Here is a 19854-nt window from a genome sequence, read left to right on the forward strand (position 1 = left end):
GATGAGGGCGGAGTATGCGGCAGCAGTTTCAAAGGGGCACTGACGCTGGTTAGCCTCATCCTGAGGAGGCGCGTAAGCGCCGTCTCGAAGGACGAGGCGTGCGCGCAGGTCGCCGCAACGAGTCATATGCGATTGCCCTGCCCCTCCAGGGAGGGTAAGCATCGGCCGCGCTGCTAGCACAATCTACTCATGCCGATGCCCGTGCTTCCGCACCTTGGCCGGCTTCCCTTCCCCCGTCGGGATCATCACCACGCGCCCATAACGCACGCCACGCTCTGCGATGATGTGATCGGCAAAGTGCCTGACCTCGGCGGCATCGCCGCGCAGTGCCGTCATCTCCATGCAATTGTTGTGGTCGAGATGCACGTGCAGGGTGGCCAGCGCAAGATCGTGGTGGCCGTGGAATTCCTGCACCAGCCGTTTTGAGAGATCGCGCGCGGCGTGGTCGTAGACATAGACGAGGCTGGCGACGCAGGGGCCGTTCTGCGCCGTGTCCTCGCTCGATTGCTGAAGTCCTGCGCGTGCAAGATCGCGAATGATCTCCGAGCGGTTCTGGTAGCCGCGCGTTTCGGCTGCGGCATCGATCTCCGCCAGCAAATCGTCCTCGATCGTGATCGTAATCCGCTGCATCAGGTCCTCTCCGCGGGTGGCGCCGAATGGACCTGTTCTACACGGATTTCGTCACCATCACAGCCGCGTCGCGCGCAGCCGCAGCGCATTGCCGACCACGCTCACCGAGGACAGCGCCATCGCCGCCGCCGCGATGATCGGCGACAGCAGCACGCCGAAGGCTGGATAGAGGATGCCGGCGGCGATCGGAATGCCGGCGGCGTTGTAGATGAAGGCGAAGAACAGGTTTTGCCGGATGTTGCTCATCGTCGCCTGCGACAGCTTTCGCGCACGCACGATGCCGGTGAGATCGCCCTTCAGCAGCGTGACGCCCGCGCTTTCCATCGCCACGTCCGTGCCGGTGCCCATGGCGATGCCGACCTCGGCCGCGGCCAGCGCCGGCGCGTCGTTGACGCCGTCGCCCGCCATCGCGACGCTGCGGCCGGCCTTTTGCAGTTTTGTGACCACCGCGCTCTTCTGGTCGGGCAGTACCTCGGCCTCGACATTGGCGATGCCGAGCCGGCGTGCGACTGCTTCGGCCGTGGTGCGGTTGTCGCCGGTCAGCATGATGACCTTGATGCCTTCGGCCGCGAGCGCTTTCAGCGCCTCGGGGGTCGAAGCCTTGACCGGATCGGCGATGGCAAACAGGCCGGCGAGCTTACCGGCGATCGCCATGTTGATGACAGTCGCGCCATCGCCGCGCAGGCGTTCGGCCTCAGTGTTGAGCGCCCCGGTGTCGACGCCGATCGATGTCAGATACTTTGCATTGCCGAGCACGATGGTCTTGCCATCGACCTTGCCGGTCGCGCCCTTGCCGGTCGGGGAATCGAACGCTTCCACCTGGCTCAGCGCAAGCTGCTTCTCCTTCGCCGCGCGCATGATGGCGTCGGCTAGCGGATGCTCGCTGGCGCGTTCGACGCTGGCCGCGAGCCGCAGGATGTCGTCCTCGGCAAAACCGGCCGCCGGCACGACCGCAACCACCTTCGGCTTGCCCTCGGTCAGCGTGCCGGTTTTGTCGACGACCAGCGTATCGATCTTCTCCATCCGCTCCAGTGCCTCGGCGTTCTTGATCAGGACGCCAGCGTGTGCGCCGCGGCCGACGCCGACCATGATCGACATCGGGGTTGCCAGGCCCAGCGCGCAGGGGCAGGCGATGATCAGCACGCTGACGGCGGCGACGAGGCCGAAGGCCAGCCTCGGCTCCGGTCCAAACCAGGCCCAGGCAGCGAACGCGATGACGGCGACAGCGATGACGGTCGGCACGAACCAGCCGGCAACCTGGTCCGCCAGCCGCTGGATCGGCGCGCGCGAGCGCTGCGCATCCGCGACCATCTGCACGATCTGCGACAGCAGCGTCTCGCGCCCGACCTTGTCGGCACGCATGATGAAGCTGCCGGACTGGTTGAGCGTGCCGGAGATGACTTTTGCGCCGGTCTCCTTGGTGACCGGCATGGATTCGCCGGTCACGAGGGATTCGTCGAGCGAGGAGCGGCCCTCGAGAATGATGCCGTCGACCGGCACTTTCTCGCCGGGGCGAACGCGCAAGGAATCGCCAACGTGCAGCGAGTCGATTTCGACCTCATGCTCGTTACCGTCGGCATCAACGCGGCGCGCGATCTTCGGCGCGAGCTGCAACAGCGCCTTGATCGCGCCCGAGGTCGCATCGCGGGCGCGCAGCTCCAGCACCTGGCCGAGCAAAACCAAGACGGTGATGACCGCGGCCGCTTCGAAATAGACGGCGACCGCGCCCTCATGGCCGCGGAAAGTGGCGGGGAAAATCTGCGGTGCGATGGTGCCGATCAGGCTGTAGACATAGGCAACGCCGGTGCCCATCGCGATCAGCGTGAACATGTTGAGATTGCGCGTGACGAGCGACTGCCAGCCGCGCACCAGGAACGGCCAGCCGGCCCAGACCACCACGGGCGTGGCGAACACGAGCTGGATCCAGTTCGACAATGTCGGGTCGATCCAGTTGTGGGGCCCTGCGAGATGGCTGCCCATCTCCAGCACCACGGGCGGCAACGCCAGCGCGCCGCCTATCCAGAATCGCCGCGTCATGTCGGCGAGTTCCGGATTCGGTCCGGTCTCAAGGCTCGCAACCTCCGGCTCCAGCGCCATGCCGCAGATCGGGCAGCTGCCGGGTCCGACCTGGCGGATCTCCGGGTGCATCGGGCAGGTGTAGATCGTGCCCGCCGGCATCTCAGGCCCGGGCGCCTTCTCCTTGGCGAGATATTTGGCGGGATCGGCAGCGAATTTGGTGCGGCAGCCAGCCGAGCAGAAATGGAAGGTCTCACCGTGGTGGTCAAAGCGATGCTTCGAGGTCGCGGGATCGACCGTCATGCCACAGACGGGATCGAGGACCCTTGTGGCGGCTGCGCCGAGGTCATGACCATGATGATGCGCGTGACCGGCATGATCGCCATGGCCGCCGCAGCAGGACGAGGCCTCGGGCTTGGGAGCGGGCGGCGCGGTCTTCGCGGAGCAGCCGCATCCGGAATGCGTGTGCCCGTCGTGATGATGCTTGTGGTTCGCGTCGTTCATTCCAGCACTCCGGCCTTGTAACCTATACCCGGTAGGGGTATATAGGCCCCATGCGCAAGGACATCAAGGCATCTGTCGGAAAACGTCTCGGCCGGATCGAGGGCCAGGTTCGCGGCCTGTCGAAAATGGTCGAGGAGGACCGCTACTGCATCGACATCGTCACGCAGATATCGGCAGTGCGCGCTGCGCTGCGCCGGGTCGAGGAGGAGGTCTTGAAGGACCACGTCGCCCATTGCGTCGAGCACGCCATTGCGAGTGGCGACAAGTCGGACCAGCGCGAAAAGATCGCGGAGTTGATGGCGGTGATTGGACGGGCGGAGCGGTAGGGTCGGCTCTGGCCGTCATTGCGAGCGCAGCGAAGCAATCCAGAATCCCACCGCGGTGACAGTCTGGATTGCTTCGTCGCTCCGCTCCTCGCAATGACGGTGGAGGGAGTGACGCCCTACGCCGCCATCTCCCGCGCGTGCCCTTGCGCGCGATACGTCGCGAACTCTTTCAGCATCACAAGTGCTCGGAGAAGGCAACACCCTTCTCCGCAGGCTGCGCGCTCACTTGCTCAGCCGAAGCCGGCGCTTCTTCGTCAAACGCCTCAGGAACGAGCGGCGGCGCACGGACCGTTTCTGGAAACACCCCGAATGAGCCCGCTACCTCCTCGAGCGGCTTTTGCTTGTCGGCCCAGTGCAGGGCTGTGTAGTCGAAGCCGTGCACGATGGTGGGTTTGACCACTTCGAAATAGGGCGAGATGTCGAAGTCGCGGGGCATGTAGAGCGAGGAATCGCGGATGTGCAGGATCTCGCGGCGGGCGGCGCGGCTGCCGGCCTTGGTGATCTTCGGCAGGATCGGATAGCGCACGGCGTCGAAGGCCTGCGCAATCAGCGCGGAGCAGATGATCTTGGTCGGATCGCCTGAACCGATCGAGATCATGCGCCGCCGCCAGCGCTGCGGTATCGGCAGCGGGAACAGGAAGCGCATCAAATCGATGATGTTCTTGGTGTCGTAGCCGAAGCCGATGCGGTTGATCGCATAGCGGCAGACCGTGGTGCGGTCTTCATAGGACAGCCCGACCGGACGGCAGACGCGGGTGTGGTAGGGGAAATATTTCGACAGCGGGGCGGAGGTGACGCCTTCGCCGATATTGGCCTCGATCAGCACATGCGGTTCGCCGTCGGGCTCCTGGGCGCCCTCGACCGGACCGACATAGAGCGCGGCATGCGACCATGTTGACTGCGTCAGATATTTGATGATGCCGGAGATGCGGTTGTTGCCCTCGACCAGCATCACGTCGCCGGGCTGGATCACGCCGCGCAGATGCTCGGGGTCGCTCGGCGTGAACGGCTCGTAGCCCGGCACCTCCTTCGAGAGGTACGCGGCAATCACCTTGCCGACTGAATCTAGGACCGTCCCCATGAACTCTCCCCGGGCCTTTCTGGCCGTCTTTTTTCCATCTGTATCATGGTCGGAACCTGTTGCAATTCGGTTCATGGCTCTGTGAGGTCAAGTACGATTGATTCACCATGATGGTTGCTGCGCAACATCAGATGCGGCAAGGTTCGCTTGCTGTTCCCGATCGCTGCAAGTCTCCGGAAACCATGACATGACAATCACGCGCCGCAGCTTCCTATCGGCGTCGGCGGCCGTTGCCGCAATGCCGGTCCTGGGCGCAAAGGCCGCGCCCTTGCCGCGCGAGGCTGACATTGTCGTGATCGGTGCGGGAGCGGCCGGCGTCGCCGCAGCGCGGCGAGTCATGGCGGCCAATCGCAAGGTCGTCATCGTGGAGGCGGCCTCGCAGATCGGCGGGCGCTGCATCACGGATGGTACGACCTTCGATGTGCCGTTCGATCGCGGCGCGCGCTGGATGCACAATCCCGACACCAACCCGATGATCCGGCTGGCGCGCAGCGCCGGGCTCGATGTGTCGCCTGCGCCGTCCGGCCAGAAGATGCGCATCGGCCGCCGCAATGCGCGCGCGGGTGAGACCGAGGAGTATCTCGCGGCGCTGGTGCGCGCCAACCGGGCCATCGACGAGGCGGCGCGCGGCAAGCTCGATACGTCCTGCGCGTCTGTCTTGCCGAAGGATCTCGGCGATTGGGCGGGCGCCGCCGAATTCGTGCTCGGTGCGAGTTTTGCCGGCAAGGATCTGAAGGAACTGTCGGCGATCGACAAGGCGCGTGCGCAGGACCGCAATGCCCCGATCGCCTGCCGCCAGGGTCTGGGCACCCTGATCGCCAGGCTCGGCGAGCAGGCCCCCCTCGTGCTTTCGACGCCGGCAAGCCGGATCGTCTGGAGCAATCGCGACGTCAGCGTGGAGACGCAAGCCGGCAAGATCGCCGCGCGCGCAGCCATCATCACGGTCTCGACCAATGTGCTCACGAGTGGCGCGATCAAGTTCGCGCCCGATATCCCCAAGCGCACGCTTGATGCGGCCTCTAAACTCGGTCTTGGCAGCTATGATCACATCGTGCTGCAACTGCCGGGTAATCCGCTCGGGCTTTCACGCGACGACATCCTGATCGAGCAGAGCAACTCGACGCGCACAGCGCTGATGTTTGCCAATATCGGCGGCTCCTCGCTGTGCTCGATCGACGTCGGCGGCTCGTTCGGCCGCGATCTCTCGGGGCAGGGCGAGAAGGCGATGGCGGCCTTCGCGAAGGAGTGGATTACGAAGCTGTTCGGCAGCGAGGCGGCAGCCACTGTGCAAAAGACCGCTGCGACGCGCTGGAACGCCTCGCCCTATGTCATGGGCGCAATGTCGGCGGCCTCGCCCGGCGGGCAGCTGTCGCGAAAAGTTTTGGCCGAGCCGATCGGCAACATGTTCCTCGCCGGCGAAGCGACGCACGAGACGCTCTGGGGCACCGTCGACGGCGCCTGGGAAAGCGGCGAGCGCGCGGCGGACGCCGCGCTCCGCAAGATCGGTGCGCTGAAGGATGAGCCGGCCGACGTGCCGACGCAGTCGATGAAGAAGCGCCGCGCGCCGCGACCGTGAGGAGTTGATTGTCGTCCCGGCGAAGGCCGGGACCCATAACCACAAAACCTGGTTTGGCGAAGACTCGGAGTTCGGTACCTCTAGATGCCACACCGATAGATCACGCGGTATGGGTCCCGGCCTTCGCCGGGACGACATTAACGCAAAATCCCGTCCAGCACCGGCAGTCCCGCGATCACCGCCATCGCGATCAGAGCGTAGCAGATGCCGCGGAATATCGTCTCGCTGGCGCGGCCGAACAGCGATGCGCCGAAGGCGACGCCGATCGCATAGACCGGGCCGACGATCAGCGACAGCACGAGCGATTCGCGGGAAATCAATCCGGTGGTGGCATAGCTGACCATCGAGAAGCAGTCCGACGCGCCGAAAAACAAGACGATGTTGGCGCGCGCCACGATCGGGGCGATGGGGCGGCCGAGCCAGTAGCCGACGATCGGCGGCCCGCCGGTCTGCGCCAGCCCGCTGCAGAAGCCGGAGAGGCCGCCGATGCCGACCGAGAGCCAGGCGTGGTCCTTGCCGCGATAGCGCCAGCCCGACAGCAGCAGCAGAAGCAGCGCGGCGACGAAGCAGGAGATGATCCAGCGCGTGGTGACAGGCTCGAGCACGCTGAGGAAATAGGTGCCGACGGGCACGCCGACCAGCGCGCCCAGCACGATCACCGCGGTTGCCTTGCGGTCCGCCTTTCGCCACGCGTCGGGCAGCAGCGGCGCAGCGGCAACGAAATCGATGACGAGGAGCAGTGCCGCGACCAGCCGCGGCGCCGCGACGCTGCTTGCCAACGGCATGAAGATCAGCGCCGAGCCGAAGCCGGAGAAGCCACGCGCGGTGCCCGAAACGAAAGCGATGGCGCAAAGCGCCATCGCGATGGTGAGGCTGACGTCCTTGGGAAGGAAGTCCGTAAAACTCATGCTTGATGATTCTGGAGCATGATGTTCTCCGAAAACCGCATCGCACTTTTCGGCATCATGCTCTCAACGTGCCGCCGGTCTTCTTCGTGACCTCCGCCACGATCTTCGCGGCGACAGCCTCGATCTCCTGATCGGTCAGCGTCTTCTCACGCGGCTGGATCGTCACGGCGATGCCGATCGACTTCTTGCCGTCGTCGATGCCCTTGCCTTCATAGACGTCGAACACGTTGACGCCGGTGATCAGCTTCTTGTCGACACCTTGCGCGGCGCGCACGATGTCGCCGGCCTTCACCGCGCGATCGACGATGAAAGCGAAGTCGCGCGACACCGGCTGGAACGCCGACAGCTCGATCAGGGGCTTGGCGCGGGTCGCCTTCTTCTTGGCCTCGGGGATGCGGTCGAGGGTCACCTCGAACACCATCAGCGGGCCATCGGCGCCGAGTGCCTCCAGCGCACGCGGGTGCATCTCGCCGAAATGGCCGAGCACGTTCTGCGGCCCGATCTGGATCGTGCCGGAGCGGCCCGGATGCAGCCAGCCGGGACCGCCGGCGACGATCTGCAGCGCCTGCATCGGCGCGCCGACGGCGGCCAGCACCGCGAGCGCGTCGGCCTTGGCGTCGAACACATCGGCCTGCGCCGAACTCGACCAATGCCGTCCCGATCCTTCCGACGATGCAAGGCCGCGGCGCACGCCGCTTGCAGCCATGAATTGATCCTGCGGACGATCACCCTTGAAGATCTGGCCGACCTCGAACAGCACGACATCGCCGAAGCCGCGATCGGCATTGGCCTGCGCGGCTGCGACCAGGCCCGGCAGCAGGCTCGGCCGCATGTCGGAAAGATCTGCCGCGATCGGGTTGGCCACTTCGAGCTCACGCTGTCCGCCGCCGAACAATTGTGCCGCAGGCTTGGTGATGAACGACCATGTGACGGCTTCGACCATGCCGCGGCTCGCGAGCGCGCGCCGCGCGCGGCGGGTACGAAGCTGGAGCGGTGTCAGCACGGATTTGCGCGCGTCCTCGCCGCGCTCGAACGGCGTCATAGGCACCTTGTCGACGCCGTAGATGCGGACGACTTCCTCGACGATGTCGGCCTTGCCGTGCACGTCGGAGCGCCACGACGGCACCGCGACTTTCACCACGGGGCCCGGCCCGGCCACCATGAAGCCGAGATGGGACAGGATGCGCTTCATCTCGACCTGCGGCACCTCGATGCCGGAGAGACGCTTCACCTCGGTCACGGGGAAGTCGATCACGCGGTCGTCGCCGAAGGCCTTGCCGACCACGACGTTCTCCGACGGCGTGCCGCCGCACAGCTCCATCACGAGTTTGGTGGCGAGCTCCAGCCCGGGCACCATGAAAGCCGGATCGACGCCGCGTTCGAAGCGGTAGCGCGCATCCGAATTGATGCCGAGCTTGCGGCCGGTCTGGGCGATGTTGATCTCATTCCACAGCGCCGATTCGATCAGCACGTCGGTGGTGTTCTCGTCGCAGCCCGAGGCTTCGCCGCCCATGATGCCGGCGAGCGATTCGACGCCATGCTCATCCGCAATCACGCAGATCGAGGGATCGAGATTGTAGGCGCGGCCGTCGAGCGCGAGCAGCGCCTCGCCGTCGCGGGCGCGGCGCACCACGAGATTGCCCTTCACCTTCCTGGCGTCGAACACGTGCAGCGGGCGCGCGCGGTCGTAGGTCATGAAGTTGGTGATGTCGACCAGCGCGTTGATCGGGCGCAGACCGATCGCGGTCAGCCGCTTCTGCAGCCATTCCGGCGACGGGCCGTTCTTCACGCCGCGCACGAGGCGCAGCGCAAAACCCGGACACAGCGCAGCGTCCTCGACCGTGACCTTCACGGGACACGGGAATTCGCCCTTGATCGGCTTGATCGAGGGGTCTTTGAACTTGCCCATGTCGGCGGCGGCGAGGTCGCGCGCGATGCCGTGCACGCCGGTGCAGTCCTGCCGGTTCGGCGTCAGGTTAATCTCGATCACGGGATCGCCGAGCGCGGCCCATTCGGCATAGCCGGCGCCGATCGGCGCGTCCGCCGGCAATTCCATGATGCCGTCATGGTCGTTGGAGATGTGAAGTTCAGCCGCCGAGCACAGCATGCCGCGGCTCTCGACGCCGCGGATGGTGCCGACACCGAGCGTGATGTCCTTGCCGGGAATGTAGGTGCCGGGCGGCGAGAACACGCTGACGAGCCCGGCGCGCGCATTCGGCGCACCGCACACGACCTGCACCGGCGCGCCACCATCACCGGTGTCGACCATGCAGACGCGCAGGCGATCCGCGTTCGGATGCTGCTCGGCCGAAATCACCTTCGCGATCGTGAACGGCTTCAGCGCCTTCGCCTTGTCCTCGATGTTCTCGACCTCGAGCCCGATCATGGTGAGCTTGTCGGCGAGCTTTTCCAGCGGCTCGTCGGTGTCGAGATGATCCTTCAGCCAGGAGAGGGTGAATTTCATGGCTGCTTTTTCTCCACGGAGACGGTCTGCTCCCTCTCCCGCTTGCGGGGGAGGCAAAGGCGGCCTACGGCCGCCGCTTCTAATATGGACGCCGATGCGGAGCATCGGCTACGGGTGGGGGCGCTCTCCGCGACGGTAGTCGCGATTGTTTCGAGAACGCCGGCACGATTGGTCATGATGTCGAGATTGCTGAAGCGGAGCACCTTGAAGCCCTTCGCTTCGATTGCGGCAGAGCGACGCGCATCGGCGCGCTCGCCATCTTCCGAGAAGTGTTGGCCGCCATCGAGTTCGATGACGAGTTTGGCCGCATGGCAGATGAAATCGGCGATGTAGCGCTCGATCGGCACTTGGCGGCGGAAGCTCGCGCCATTCAGCCGGTTGCCGCGGAGTTCTAACCAGAGGATTCGCTCTGCATCGGTCGAGTTGCGCCTGAGCGTGCGCGCATTGGTTCGCAGTTTGGCGGGGACTTTCCAGCCCGGATGTTCAGGATCGACCATTGGCAACCCCATTGCGGAGACACCCTCACCCCAACCCTCCCCCGCATGCGGGGGAGGGAGTCCGACCTGTCGGGCGGCTAGAGAATACGTACCCATGATATCAACGCGACGCACTCGCTCCATCCATTCCCTCCCCCGCTTGCGGGGGAGGGGCAGGGAGAGGGTTCTCTCCACGAAGGGAACGGAGAGAGCTTTCGCGAGCCGTTCATTGAGAGCGAGCATCACGAGCTCAGCCCTCCCGCGAGCGTCGGCACTTCGAGCGGCTTGAAACCGTAATGGTTGAGCCAGCGAACGTCGCTGTCGAACAGCTGGCGCAAATCGGCGATGCCGTATTTCAGCATGGCGATGCGGTCGATGCCCATGCCCCAGGCGAAGCCCTGATACTCGTCGGGATCGATGCCGCAGGCGCGCAGCACGTTCGGATGCACCATGCCGCAGCCGAGAATCTCCATCCAGTCCTCGCCCTCGCCGAAGCGGATCTCGTTCTTGTCGCGGCGGCACTGCAGGTCGACTTCCAGCGACGGCTCGGTGAACGGGAAGAACGAGGGACGGAAGCGCATGTTGAGGTGGTCGACCTCGAAGAACGCCTTGCAGAACTCGTGCAGGATCCATTTGAGGTGGCCGAGATGCGAATGCTTGTCTATGACGAGGCCTTCGACCTGGTGGAATTGCGGCGTGTGAGTCGCGTCTGAATCGATGCGGTAGGTGCGGCCCGGACAGATCACGCGGATCGGCGGCTTTTGGGTCAGCATGGTGCGGACCTGTACCGGCGAGGTGTGGGTGCGCAACAACATGCGCGAGCCGTCCTCCTTCGGATGGAAGAAGAACGTGTCGTGCATCTCGCGCGCCGGATGGCCTTCCGGGAAGTTGAGCTTGGTGAAGTTGTAGTCGTCGGTCTCGATGTCAGGGCCTTCGGCGACCGAGAATCCCATGTCGGCGAAGATCGTGGTCAGCTCGTCCCAGACCTGGCTCAGCGGATGGATGCGGCCGGCATCAGTCGGCGCATCGCGCAGCGGCAGCGTGACGTCGACGGTCTCGGACGCGAGCCGTGCATCGAGCGCCGCGGACTTCAGCACGTCGCGCCGTGCGGCGAGCGCCTCGGTGACCTTGTCCTTGGCCTGGTTGATCGCCGCGCCTTGCGTCTTGCGCTCGTCGGGCGACATCTTGCCGAGCGTGGCAAGCAGCGCCGAGATCGAGCCCTTCTTGCCGAGGGCTGCGACACGCACCGATTCGAGCGCGGCTTCATCGCCGGTGGCGGCGATCTGGTCGAGGATGGATGTTTCGAGCGTTGCGAGGTCGGACACAGTCAAATCCTTGCTGCCAAATTCGGCTGGGTTGTCGCCGCCCGAAGGCCGTAACGTCAAGCGAAAAGCCGGTCGTTCCGACGCCTGAACGGCTGGGTTGAACCTCGCGCGGGGGCCGGGCACCAAGGGAAGATTAAGAGGAGACCTTTGCGATGCTTTCGAAATCCTGCCTGGCCGCTCTCGCCATCGTTCTGTCGGTCGCAGCCATCCCGGCACGCGCCATGGTCTGCATGGACAAATCCATGACGCTGGACGAGGTCGCCGCCACCATCAGTGCCCAGAAGGGCTGCGAAAGCGCGATGAAGGTCTTCAGGGATTGCGAACTGACCGCGAGCGGCGATGTCCAGCTCGGTGCCGCCGTCGAAAAGAAATGCGAGGCGGACTTCAAGTCCGGCCTCAATGCCGCGCAGAACCAAGCCTACAAGCGCGAGATGCACGCATGCGACCGCAAGTACCGGAACAAGTCCGGCACCATGTATCTCTCGTTCACGGCATTCTGCCGGGCGGAGATCGCCCAGCGTTACTCGCAACGCGCGCTGAAGGCGGCGGGCCAGAAGGCCCGCTAGCCCTCTTAGGCTGCGAGAGCGGCCTTGGCTTTTTCGGCGATCGCCTGGAACGACGCGGGCTCGTGGATCGCGAGATCCGACAGCACCTTGCGGTCCACGGTGATGCCGGACTTGGCCATGCCGTCGATAAATCGGCTGTAGGTCAGGCCGAACGGACGGACGGCTGCGTTGATGCGCTGGATCCAGAGCGCGCGGAAGGTGCGCTTCTTGCGCTTGCGGTCGCGGAAGGCGTATTGCTGGGCCTTCTCCACGGCCGGCTTGGCGGCGCGGATGGTGTTCTTGCGGCGGCCGTAGAAGCCCTTGGCGGCCTTGTAGACTTTCTTGTGCTTGGCGTGGGCGGTCACACCGCGTTTGACGCGAGACATGACAAAATCCTTCAGAGATGACTTGGTTTTTCGGATCGCCGCGCGAAAGGCGCGGCGCAGATGGCAATGATCGTGGACGCGATCAGGCGTTCGGCAAGAAGTACTTCTTGACGTTGTCGCCGTCGGTCTTGAACAGCACGCTGGTGCCGCGAAGCTGACGGATCTGCTTCTTCGTCCGCTTGATCATGCCGTGACGCTTGCCGCGATGGGCGAACATCACTTTGCCGGTGGCAGTCACCTTGAAGCGCTTTTTAGCGCCCGATTTGGTCTTCAGCTTGGGCATTTTGCTCTCCTATGGCCACAACAGAATGCCGCCTGCGAAGGCGGCCGGCCGTCTAAAATGCTCGTTAGAGCGTTGATTGTGCTCAGGTTTTTGCGAACAAGCACGAAACCTGCACGAAACACCGCCACGGCAGCCCTTAATCAGCCGGGCGATGAAGGTCGGCCTTATGACAGAGGACGTGCGAATTGGCAACGGTGAACCGTCGGGACGTGGCCGCCGACTATTCGGGATTGCTAACATGTTTGTCCAAATCGTATCGCCGAAGCAGGACCAAAATGGCTCATTCCTCCCGATCGTCCTCCCCTTTGTCCATCATCATCCGCCCATACCGTCTGGCGCTGCTGGCGGTGCTCGCCACGGCCGCGCTGCCTTCGACTGCCGATGCCCGCATCGGCGGCTATGACGGCGTCTGGAACGTCACCTTCGCCACCACCCGCGGCAATTGCAGCTCGGGCTACAGCGTTCCCTTCACCGTGATCGGCAACCGGGTGTCGTCCGCCGGCGGTGGCCGGGTGTCCGGCACGGTCAATCGTCGCGGTGCCGTCGCGGTCCAGGTGTCGGTCGGCGCCTCTCATGCCAGCGGAGGCGGCCGGCTCGGCGGCGCGGCGGGTGGAGGCTCCTGGAGGGGCATCATCTCTGGCGACCAATGCAGCGGCACCTGGCAGGCGACGCGGAGCTGAAAACGAAACGGCCCGCCGGACATCCGGACGGGCCGTTGAATTCTCGGGTCCTGCGAGCCGTCAGCGCGGCGCCAGCACCATGACGACCTGACGGCCCTCGAACCGGGCGTCCTGCTCGACCTTGGCGAGCTCGGCGACGTCGGTCTTGATCTTGTCCAACAGCTTGGTGCCGATCTCCTGGTGCGCCATTTCGCGGCCGCGATAGCGCAGGGTGATCTTGACCTTGTCGCCCTCTTCGAAGAACCGCAGCATCGCGCGCATCTTCACGTCATAGTCGTGGTCGTCGATCATCGGGCGGAGCTTGATCTCCTTGATCTCGACGGTCTTCTGACGCTTGCGGGCTTCGGCGGCTTTTTTCTGGGCGGAATACTTATACTTCCCGTAGTCCATGATCTTGCAGACGGGAGGGCTGACATTTGGCGAAATCTCAACGAGATCCATGCCGGCTTCCTGGGCCATCTTGATGGCAAGCATCGTCTCGACGGTGCCTTTGTTGTCACCGGTCTGATCGATCAGCTGGATCTGCGCGTTGCGAATATCATCATTGATGCGCGGCCCATCTTTGCTGGCAACGGGCGGGGCTCTATTGGGACGGCGAATGGGTGGTTCTCCAAAGTTGTGAAAGGAAGCGGCTATTTTGCAGGAAAAGCGTTTGCCGGCAAGCAAGTCGCTCCTGCGAGAAGCGAAAAACCCTCAAATGCGAGGCATTTTGGCCACGCCTATCGCCACGGTGCACGACATAGACACCTTGCCCCTGTTCCGCAAGCGTCCCAAAGGGACAATGCCAATATAGGGTTGCGACGCTGAACGCGCCCGAACACCTCAAACCGCACAGCGAGAGTAAACGTTCCATGACCCCAGCAATTCCCGATGCCGTGCTCGACTTCATCGACTTGGGCGAGGGCCCGTCAGCGCGCCGGATCGCAGTGCGCCGCCGCGCCGGCCAGGGGCCCGGCCTGGTCTGGCTCGGCGGCTTCAAGTCGGACATGCAGGGCGGCAAGGCGGTGGCGCTCGACGGCTGGGCCGGCGAGCATGGCCGTGCTGCGGTCCGGTTCGACTATTCCGGCCATGGTGAATCCAGCGGCGATTTCGCTGACGGAACCATCGGAAGCTGGCTCGGGGACAGCGTGGCGGTGTTCGAGCGGTTCTGCACCGGTCCGCAGATCCTGATCGGCTCCTCCATGGGCGGCTGGATGGCGCTGTTGCTCGCGCGTGAGATCAAGAAGCGTTCGGGAAAGGCGTCGCTGGCGGGCCTGGTGCTGATCGCGCCGGCGCCCGACTTCACGGAAGAGCTGATGTGGAAGAACTTTTCGCCCGAGGTGAAGGAAGAGATCGAGACCAAGGGTTTTTGGCTCAGGCCGTCCGAATATGGCGACGGCTCGCCCTATCCGATCACGCGGAACCTGATCGAGGAGGGGCGCAACCATCTCGTGCTCGGTAGCGCCATCGATCTCGGCTGTCCCGTCCGCATTCTGCAAGGCGCCCAGGATCCCGACGTGCCGTGGCAGCACGCCTTCGCGCTGACGCATCGCCTGCCGGCCGACGACGTCGTGCTCACCATGATCCAGGACGGCGATCACCGCCTGTCCCGCCCGCAAGACATCGCGCGCATTCTTGCCGCGGTGGCGGAGATCGCCTGAAGTGTAGTGCTCGCTGTCATTGCCCGCCTTCGCTGGGCATGACAACAAGGTGCGGAGCTGAAGGCGCGGCCGGAGATGAAGCGGCATCTGGGCTAAGCATGCAACTCTCTCGTTCCCTCCCCCTTGCGGCCCCTCCAGGGGAGGGTAAGCAGGAAATCACGCCGCCTTTGCTGCCCTCCCACCCGGCAACCCTGCCCGCGCGAGGCCGCCGTAGAGCTGCTCGTTCGGCATTTCGTCGCGCAAAATCTTGCGCACCGCGATCAGTCTGTCGAGATCGATGCCCGTCGCAAAGCCCTTGCTCTCGCACAGGAACACGAGGTCCTCGAACACGACATTGCCGGTCGCGCCGGGCGCGAAGGGGCAGCCGCCGAGGCCGCCGAGCGAGCCGTCGAGGATGCGGACGCCTTCGTCGAGCGCAGCCGCGGCGTTGGCGATGCCCATGCCGCGGGTGTCGTGGAGATGGATGCAGATCGGCTTTGAGCCCGCGAGCTTGACCGCCGCGCGCGACAATTCACCCACCTGCTTCGGGCCCGCATAGCCGACGGTGTCGGCGATCGCGACGAAATCGACGCCGGCCTCGAGGCACTTGTCAACGAGGCGCAGCACCTCCTTGGGATCGACCGCACCGGCGATCGAGCAACCCAGCGCCATCGAGATAGCGGCATTCACGAGCGGCTTGTGGGCACTGGCATCGCGCATCTCGCAGAGACGCTTCACATTGGCGATCGCGGAGTCGCGCGAACGATGCGCATTGGCCTGGCTGTGCTCTTCGGTCGCCGAGACCACCGAGGCGATCTCGCCGACGCCGGATTCCAGCGCCTCGTTCACCCCGCGCTCGTTGAGCGCCAGCGCGATGCCGTGGGCCCCTCGCAGGCTCGCCACCGTTGCGATGACATCGCGGACATCGACGAATTGCGGAAAGGTCTTTGCCGGCAGGAACGAGCCGACCTCGAAATGACGCACGCCGGCGGCATATTCCTCGCGCACCCAGCGCTGCTTGGCGGTTGTTGACGGAAACTTCTTCACGAGCTGCAGCCCGTCGCGCAAGCCGACCTCGCGCAAGCTGACGCGGTCAGCGGGGTAGATTGTCTCGATCCGGCTCATGCGCGCCTCCCAGCGGCTTTTGACGTGATGTCGTTGTTGTTGTCGATCTCGGCGCGGAGGGCCTGCGTATCGGCGCCGAGCGGCGCAACTTTCAGGCCTTCGCCAAAATGGCTGCCGTTCCATTCGAGCGGCAGCGTCGGCACATGGAACGGCTTGCCGTCGGCGGTGACGTTAGTGACGAGGCCACCGGGCCGCAGGACATGCGGGTCGGTCAGGAGATCCTCAGGCCGGTTGATCGGTGAGAAGCAGATGTTGAGCGCGTCGAGCCTTTGCGACAGCTCGGCCACGTCCCGCTGCCGGATAATCTCGGCCACGCGCGGAAGAATCCGCGGCCGCGCCAGGATACGATCGGTCGTGGTGCGCAAGGTGGGATCATCGAGGAACTCGGTCAGGCCGAACTCGCGGCAGAACGCCTGCCAGTGGCCCTCGGTGACGACGCCGATGAAAATGCGGTCGTCGCCCGCGGCGTCGAAAATATCGTAGATCGGCCAGGCATGCTCGCGCTCCGGCATCGAGCGCGGCTTGTTGCCGGTCATCTCGTATTCGACCATGTGCTGGGCGACCAGGAACAGGCAGTTCTCGAACAGGCCGATGCGGATATCGGCGCCATCGCGCTTGCCGCCACGCTTCTGATAGAGCGCGGCGAGAATTGCGATCACGCCGAACATGCCGCCCATGATGTCGTTGGCGGAGGAGCCGACCCGCTGCGGCTTCTCCTTGGTGCCGGTCATGGCGGCCAGGCCCGACATCATCTGCACGACCTCGTCGAGCGCGGGACGGTGCTCATAGGGACCGGACAGAAAGCCCTTGTGGCCGGCGATAATCAGATGCGGATGAAGGTGGCGCAGTTCCTCGGCACCTAACCCCTGCTTCTCGAGCTGGCCGTCGCGAAAGTTTTCGAGGAACACGTCGGCCGTTTCCAGCAGCCGGTGCATGGTGTCGCGGTCGGCAGGGATCGCAAGATCGAGCACCACGCTGCGCTTGCCGCGGTTGAACAGCGGGAAGAACGCCGTGCCCATGCCGCCGAGGCTCCGCGTCTTGTCGCCGGCGGGTGGTTCGACCTTGATCACCTCGGCGCCGAGTTGCGCGAGGATCATGCCGCAGGTCGGGCCCATGACCATGTGGGTCATCTCGACGATCCGCACGCCTTCGAGCGGCAATCCGGTCTCAGCCATACGTCACTCCCTGTCCGTTCGGCTTGCGAAGACTAGGTCTTCACAAGCCTTCTTAAAAATATAATCTGTCGAATGGTGTCTTCGCAGTTATAGAACGCAGACCGACATGGATTCGCGCCAGCTCCGCTATTTCATCGCCGTCTACGAGCAGCGGAACCTGTCGCGCGCGGCCGACCAGGTGAATGTCGCACAATCCGCGCTCAGCCATCATATCTCGAATCTGGAAGCCGAGTTCGCAACGCCGCTGTTCGAGCGCAAGTCGCGCGGCATGGACCCGACGGCGGCCGGCGAGCGGCTCTACGAGCACGCCCGTATTATCCTGCGCGCGATGGCGGAAGCCGAGACCGAGGTGCGCGAGGGCGCCCGCGTCATTGCCGGCGAGATCTCGATCGGCATGGCCAACTCCGGCGTCAAGGCGATCGGCGTCGAGCTGATGCGCACGGTGCTGACCAAATATCCCAAGCTGAAACTGTCGCTGACCGAGAGCCTGTCGGGGGCGACGCTGATGCATCTGATGATCTCCAATGTCGATCTGGCGCTGGTCTACAATCCGCCGTCGGAGAAGGAGCTGATCACGGAGGCGGTGCTCGAGGAGGAGATGTTCCTGGTCGGCATTCCAAAGCTGGTCGGCAAGAGCAAAACCGCGATCCGCTTCGAGGAGCTGAGCCGGCTGCCGCTGATCCTGCTGCGCTACGGCCTCGGCCTGTCCTCGCGCGCGCTGCTGGACGATCCGGTCCTGCTCAAGCGGCTGGAGGGCAGCGCGATCCTGCATGCCAACTCGATCACGGGCATGACCGGCGCGCTGGTGGAGGGGCTCGGCTGCACCATCGCGACAAAGCTGTTCGCGCGGGAGGAACTCGCCGCCGGCCGCGTGGTCGCGCGCGAAGTGATCGCCCCGAAGCTCACCCGCACGCTCTATCTCTGCCGCCTGCGCAACCGCCCGATGACTTACGCGATGGAAGAGATGCGGCGGCTGATGCTGGCGCTGATCGCCGAGCAGGTGCGCGCGGGGGCTTGGCAGGCGACGCTGGTGGAGTGAGGGACGACCAACTCCTTCGGCGCGCCTCTCGGGGCGCTCATTTGCGATTACCCCCAACGCTTACGCGGGAAGGCGAAGAAAGACCGCCGGGTTCGAAAATCTCGAACGCTTCCATCGATATGTTCGTCTGGATTTCTGGCCTCGGCCGGCCAACATGGCGCGGTCCGGCAGAGCTTGCGAAAAACCTCAGAGATGAGCCGCCGGGAACCGCGCGCGATCTGCGCGCCACGGGGAGGACATCATGAGCGTTGTCGGCATCGACACAGGCTTTGAGCTCGGCGCTGCACCATCCGGACCGGACGAAATCTCGCGACGGCTCGAGGCGATGCCCGGGACGGCCTATGTCTGGCGCCTCGTCATCCTGCTCTCGCTGGCCGGCTGCTTCGAGATCTACGATCTGTTCCTGACCGGCTACATCGCGCCGGGCCTCAGCCGCAGCGGGCTGTTGAGCACGACGACAACGGCCTTTTTCGGCTTCTCCGGCATCGGCGCCTTCGTCGCCGCAACTTTCGCCGGCCTGTTCGTCGGCACCTTCTTCCTCGGCTTCCTCGCCGACCGTTTTGGTCGGCGCGTGATCTTCACCTACGCGCTGCTCGGCTATACCGCGGCGTCCGTGATCATGGCCTGCCAGACCTCTTCGGAAGGCCTGTTGCTCTGGCGCTTTCTCGCCGGCATCGGCATCGGCGTCGAGGTCATCACCATCGATGCCTACATCACCGAGCTGGTGCCGAGCCGGATGCGTGGACGTGCCTTTGCGGTCAACCAGTCGATCATGTTCATTGCAGTGCCGGTCGTCGCGTTCCTCGCGTGGTGGCTGGTGCCGCGCGCGCCTTATGGCGTCGAGGGCTGGCGCTGGGTGGTGCTGATCGGCGCCGCCGCCAGCATGATCATCTGGGTGCTCAGGCTGTTCCTGCCCGAGAGCCCACTCTGGCTGGCGCGCCACGGCCGCACCGAGGAAGCGTTCCGGATTCTCGCAACGCTGGAAGCCAAAGGCGGGGCCACCGCGCCGGGACCCTCAGCCTCGCTCGCGCGGCCAGTGGCACAAACAGTCGCGCGCATCGGCTTTGCCGATCTGTTCCGCCCGCCCTATCTCTCGCTCGTCGTCCTGTTCATGGTGTTCAATCTCTGCCAGGCCTTCGGCTTCTACGGCTTCGCCAATTGGGTGCCGACGCTGCTGGTGGAGAAGGGCATCACCGTCACCAAGAGCCTGCAATATTCCTTCATCGTCGCCTTCGCCTATCCCATCGCGCCGCTGCTGGCCGCGAGCTTCGCCGACAAATTCGAGCGCCGATGGATCATCGCCGGCGCCTGTATTGCCATCATTGTGTTCGGCATGACGTTCGCGCAATTGACCGAGCCCGGACTGCTGATCCTCTGCGGCGTGCTGCTGACGGCCTGCAACACGACGATGTCCTACGCCTATCACGCCTACCAGACCGAGGTGTTTCCGACGCAGATCCGCGCGCAGGCCTCCGGCCTCGTCTATTCCATGAGCCGGCTGAGCGCGACGTTTTCCGGCTTCATCGTCGCCTACATGCTGAAGGAGGCCGGCGTCACCGGCGTGTTCGGCCTGATCACCGTGGCGATGCTGATCGTGGTGATCGCGATGGCGCTATTCGGCCCGAACGTGCGCGGCAAGGCGTTGGATACGGTGTGACCCTCAACTCCCTCCGCGCGTCATTGCGAGCGTAGCGAA

Annotated in this window: 19 protein-coding genes; 7 read left to right on the forward strand and 12 right to left on the reverse strand. The window is 64.7% G+C overall.

The annotated features are described in order from the left end of the window. Window positions 1–183: 183 nt before the first annotated feature. Window positions 184–630, reverse strand: coding sequence for a nickel-responsive transcriptional regulator NikR (gene nikR, locus YUA_RS0139375; RefSeq protein WP_027535551.1), 447 nt, complete (start codon window positions 628–630; stop codon window positions 184–186). 57 nt (window positions 631–687) lie between these two features. Beyond that, the gene (locus YUA_RS0139380) at window positions 688–3150 is read right to left on the reverse strand and encodes a heavy metal translocating P-type ATPase (protein WP_027535552.1); all 2463 of its coding nucleotides are present in this window, start codon (window positions 3148–3150) and stop codon (window positions 688–690) included. Window positions 3151–3200: 50 nt separating this feature from the next. On the opposite strand from YUA_RS0139380, the gene YUA_RS0139385 reads away from it, so the two are divergent. Next, the gene (locus YUA_RS0139385) at window positions 3201–3476 is read left to right on the forward strand and encodes a metal-sensitive transcriptional regulator (RefSeq protein WP_027535553.1); all 276 of its coding nucleotides are present in this window, start codon (window positions 3201–3203) and stop codon (window positions 3474–3476) included. A 175-nt stretch (window positions 3477–3651) separates the two neighbouring features. Here YUA_RS0139385 and YUA_RS46505 read toward each other — a convergent pair whose 3' ends face one another. After that, window positions 3652–4557 carry a YiiX/YebB-like N1pC/P60 family cysteine hydrolase gene (locus YUA_RS46505; RefSeq protein WP_051383625.1) on the reverse strand — a complete coding sequence of 302 codons (906 nt, stop codon included), beginning with the start codon at window positions 4555–4557 and terminating at the stop codon, window positions 3652–3654. 187 nt (window positions 4558–4744) lie between these two features. On the opposite strand from YUA_RS46505, the gene YUA_RS0139395 reads away from it, so the two are divergent. Next, on the forward strand, window positions 4745–6133 hold the full coding sequence (locus tag YUA_RS0139395) for an NAD(P)/FAD-dependent oxidoreductase (protein WP_027535554.1): 1389 nt from the start codon (window positions 4745–4747) through the stop codon (window positions 6131–6133). A gap of 137 nt (window positions 6134–6270) precedes the next feature. Here the strand turns inward: YUA_RS0139395 and YUA_RS0139400 are convergent, their stop codons facing one another. The 4 genes from YUA_RS0139400 to pheS form a co-directional block, all read right to left on the reverse strand. Then, the gene (locus tag YUA_RS0139400) at window positions 6271–7041 is read right to left on the reverse strand and encodes a sulfite exporter TauE/SafE family protein (protein ID WP_027535555.1); all 771 of its coding nucleotides are present in this window, start codon (window positions 7039–7041) and stop codon (window positions 6271–6273) included. Window positions 7042–7096: 55 nt separating this feature from the next. Then, on the reverse strand, window positions 7097–9505 hold the full coding sequence (gene pheT / locus YUA_RS0139405) for a phenylalanine--tRNA ligase subunit beta (RefSeq protein WP_027535556.1): 2409 nt from the start codon (window positions 9503–9505) through the stop codon (window positions 7097–7099). After that, window positions 9502–10002: an endonuclease domain-containing protein gene (locus tag YUA_RS46510; protein ID WP_084293165.1), complete on the reverse strand. Its 501-nt coding sequence runs from the start codon at window positions 10000–10002 to the stop codon at window positions 9502–9504. Before YUA_RS46510 ends, pheT begins: the two co-directional genes overlap by 4 nt. A 221-nt stretch (window positions 10003–10223) precedes the next feature. After that, window positions 10224–11306: a phenylalanine--tRNA ligase subunit alpha gene (gene pheS, locus YUA_RS0139415; protein ID WP_027535558.1), complete on the reverse strand. Its 1083-nt coding sequence runs from the start codon at window positions 11304–11306 to the stop codon at window positions 10224–10226. 152 nt (window positions 11307–11458) lie between these two features. Here pheS and YUA_RS0139420 point away from each other — a divergent pair, with 152 nt between their 5' ends. After that, the gene (locus tag YUA_RS0139420; protein WP_027535559.1) at window positions 11459–11872 is read left to right on the forward strand and encodes a hypothetical protein; all 414 of its coding nucleotides are present in this window, start codon (window positions 11459–11461) and stop codon (window positions 11870–11872) included. A 5-nt stretch (window positions 11873–11877) separates the two neighbouring features. Here the strand turns inward: YUA_RS0139420 and rplT are convergent, their stop codons facing one another. Beyond that, a complete protein-coding gene (gene rplT, locus YUA_RS0139425) occupies window positions 11878–12237 on the reverse strand; it encodes a 50S ribosomal protein L20 (protein ID WP_027535560.1) in 360 nt (119 codons plus the stop codon). Window positions 12238–12319: 82 nt separating this feature from the next. Beyond that, window positions 12320–12520: a 50S ribosomal protein L35 gene (gene rpmI / locus YUA_RS0139430; RefSeq protein WP_027535561.1), complete on the reverse strand. Its 201-nt coding sequence runs from the start codon at window positions 12518–12520 to the stop codon at window positions 12320–12322. A 275-nt stretch (window positions 12521–12795) separates the two neighbouring features. On the opposite strand from rpmI, the gene YUA_RS0139435 reads away from it, so the two are divergent. Beyond that, window positions 12796–13200: a hypothetical protein gene (locus YUA_RS0139435; RefSeq protein ID WP_027535562.1), complete on the forward strand. Its 405-nt coding sequence runs from the start codon at window positions 12796–12798 to the stop codon at window positions 13198–13200. 60 nt (window positions 13201–13260) lie between these two features. Here YUA_RS0139435 and infC read toward each other — a convergent pair whose 3' ends face one another. Then, window positions 13261–13800: a translation initiation factor IF-3 gene (infC, locus tag YUA_RS0139440; protein ID WP_084293167.1), complete on the reverse strand. Its 540-nt coding sequence runs from the start codon at window positions 13798–13800 to the stop codon at window positions 13261–13263. Between the two features lie 251 nt (window positions 13801–14051). Here infC and YUA_RS0139445 point away from each other — a divergent pair, with 251 nt between their 5' ends. Then, on the forward strand, window positions 14052–14840 hold the full coding sequence (locus tag YUA_RS0139445; RefSeq protein ID WP_027535564.1) for a carboxylesterase: 789 nt from the start codon (window positions 14052–14054) through the stop codon (window positions 14838–14840). A 156-nt stretch (window positions 14841–14996) separates the two neighbouring features. Here YUA_RS0139445 and YUA_RS0139450 read toward each other — a convergent pair whose 3' ends face one another. Together YUA_RS0139450 and YUA_RS0139455 are read right to left on the reverse strand one after the other, a co-directional pair. Further along, the gene (locus YUA_RS0139450) at window positions 14997–15944 is read right to left on the reverse strand and encodes a hydroxymethylglutaryl-CoA lyase (RefSeq protein ID WP_027535565.1); all 948 of its coding nucleotides are present in this window, start codon (window positions 15942–15944) and stop codon (window positions 14997–14999) included. Then, a complete protein-coding gene (locus tag YUA_RS0139455; protein ID WP_027535566.1) occupies window positions 15941–17119 on the reverse strand; it encodes a CoA transferase in 1179 nt (392 codons plus the stop codon). The genes YUA_RS0139450 and YUA_RS0139455 overlap by 4 nt, the downstream gene beginning before the upstream one ends. Before the next feature lie 106 nt (window positions 17120–17225). Here YUA_RS0139455 and YUA_RS0139460 point away from each other — a divergent pair, with 106 nt between their 5' ends. Both YUA_RS0139460 and YUA_RS0139465 read left to right on the forward strand, forming a co-directional pair. Further along, window positions 17226–18158 carry a LysR family transcriptional regulator gene (locus YUA_RS0139460; protein WP_027535567.1) on the forward strand — a complete coding sequence of 311 codons (933 nt, stop codon included), beginning with the start codon at window positions 17226–17228 and terminating at the stop codon, window positions 18156–18158. A 241-nt stretch (window positions 18159–18399) separates the two neighbouring features. After that, window positions 18400–19815 (forward strand): MFS transporter, encoded by a 1416-nt coding sequence (locus YUA_RS0139465; RefSeq protein ID WP_027535568.1) that lies wholly within the window; start codon window positions 18400–18402, stop codon window positions 19813–19815. Window positions 19816–19854 lie beyond the last annotated feature (39 nt).

It is taken from the genome of Bradyrhizobium sp. WSM3983 (genome assembly GCF_000473045.1).
In the GTDB taxonomy this organism is placed as follows: domain Bacteria; phylum Pseudomonadota; class Alphaproteobacteria; order Rhizobiales; family Xanthobacteraceae; genus Bradyrhizobium.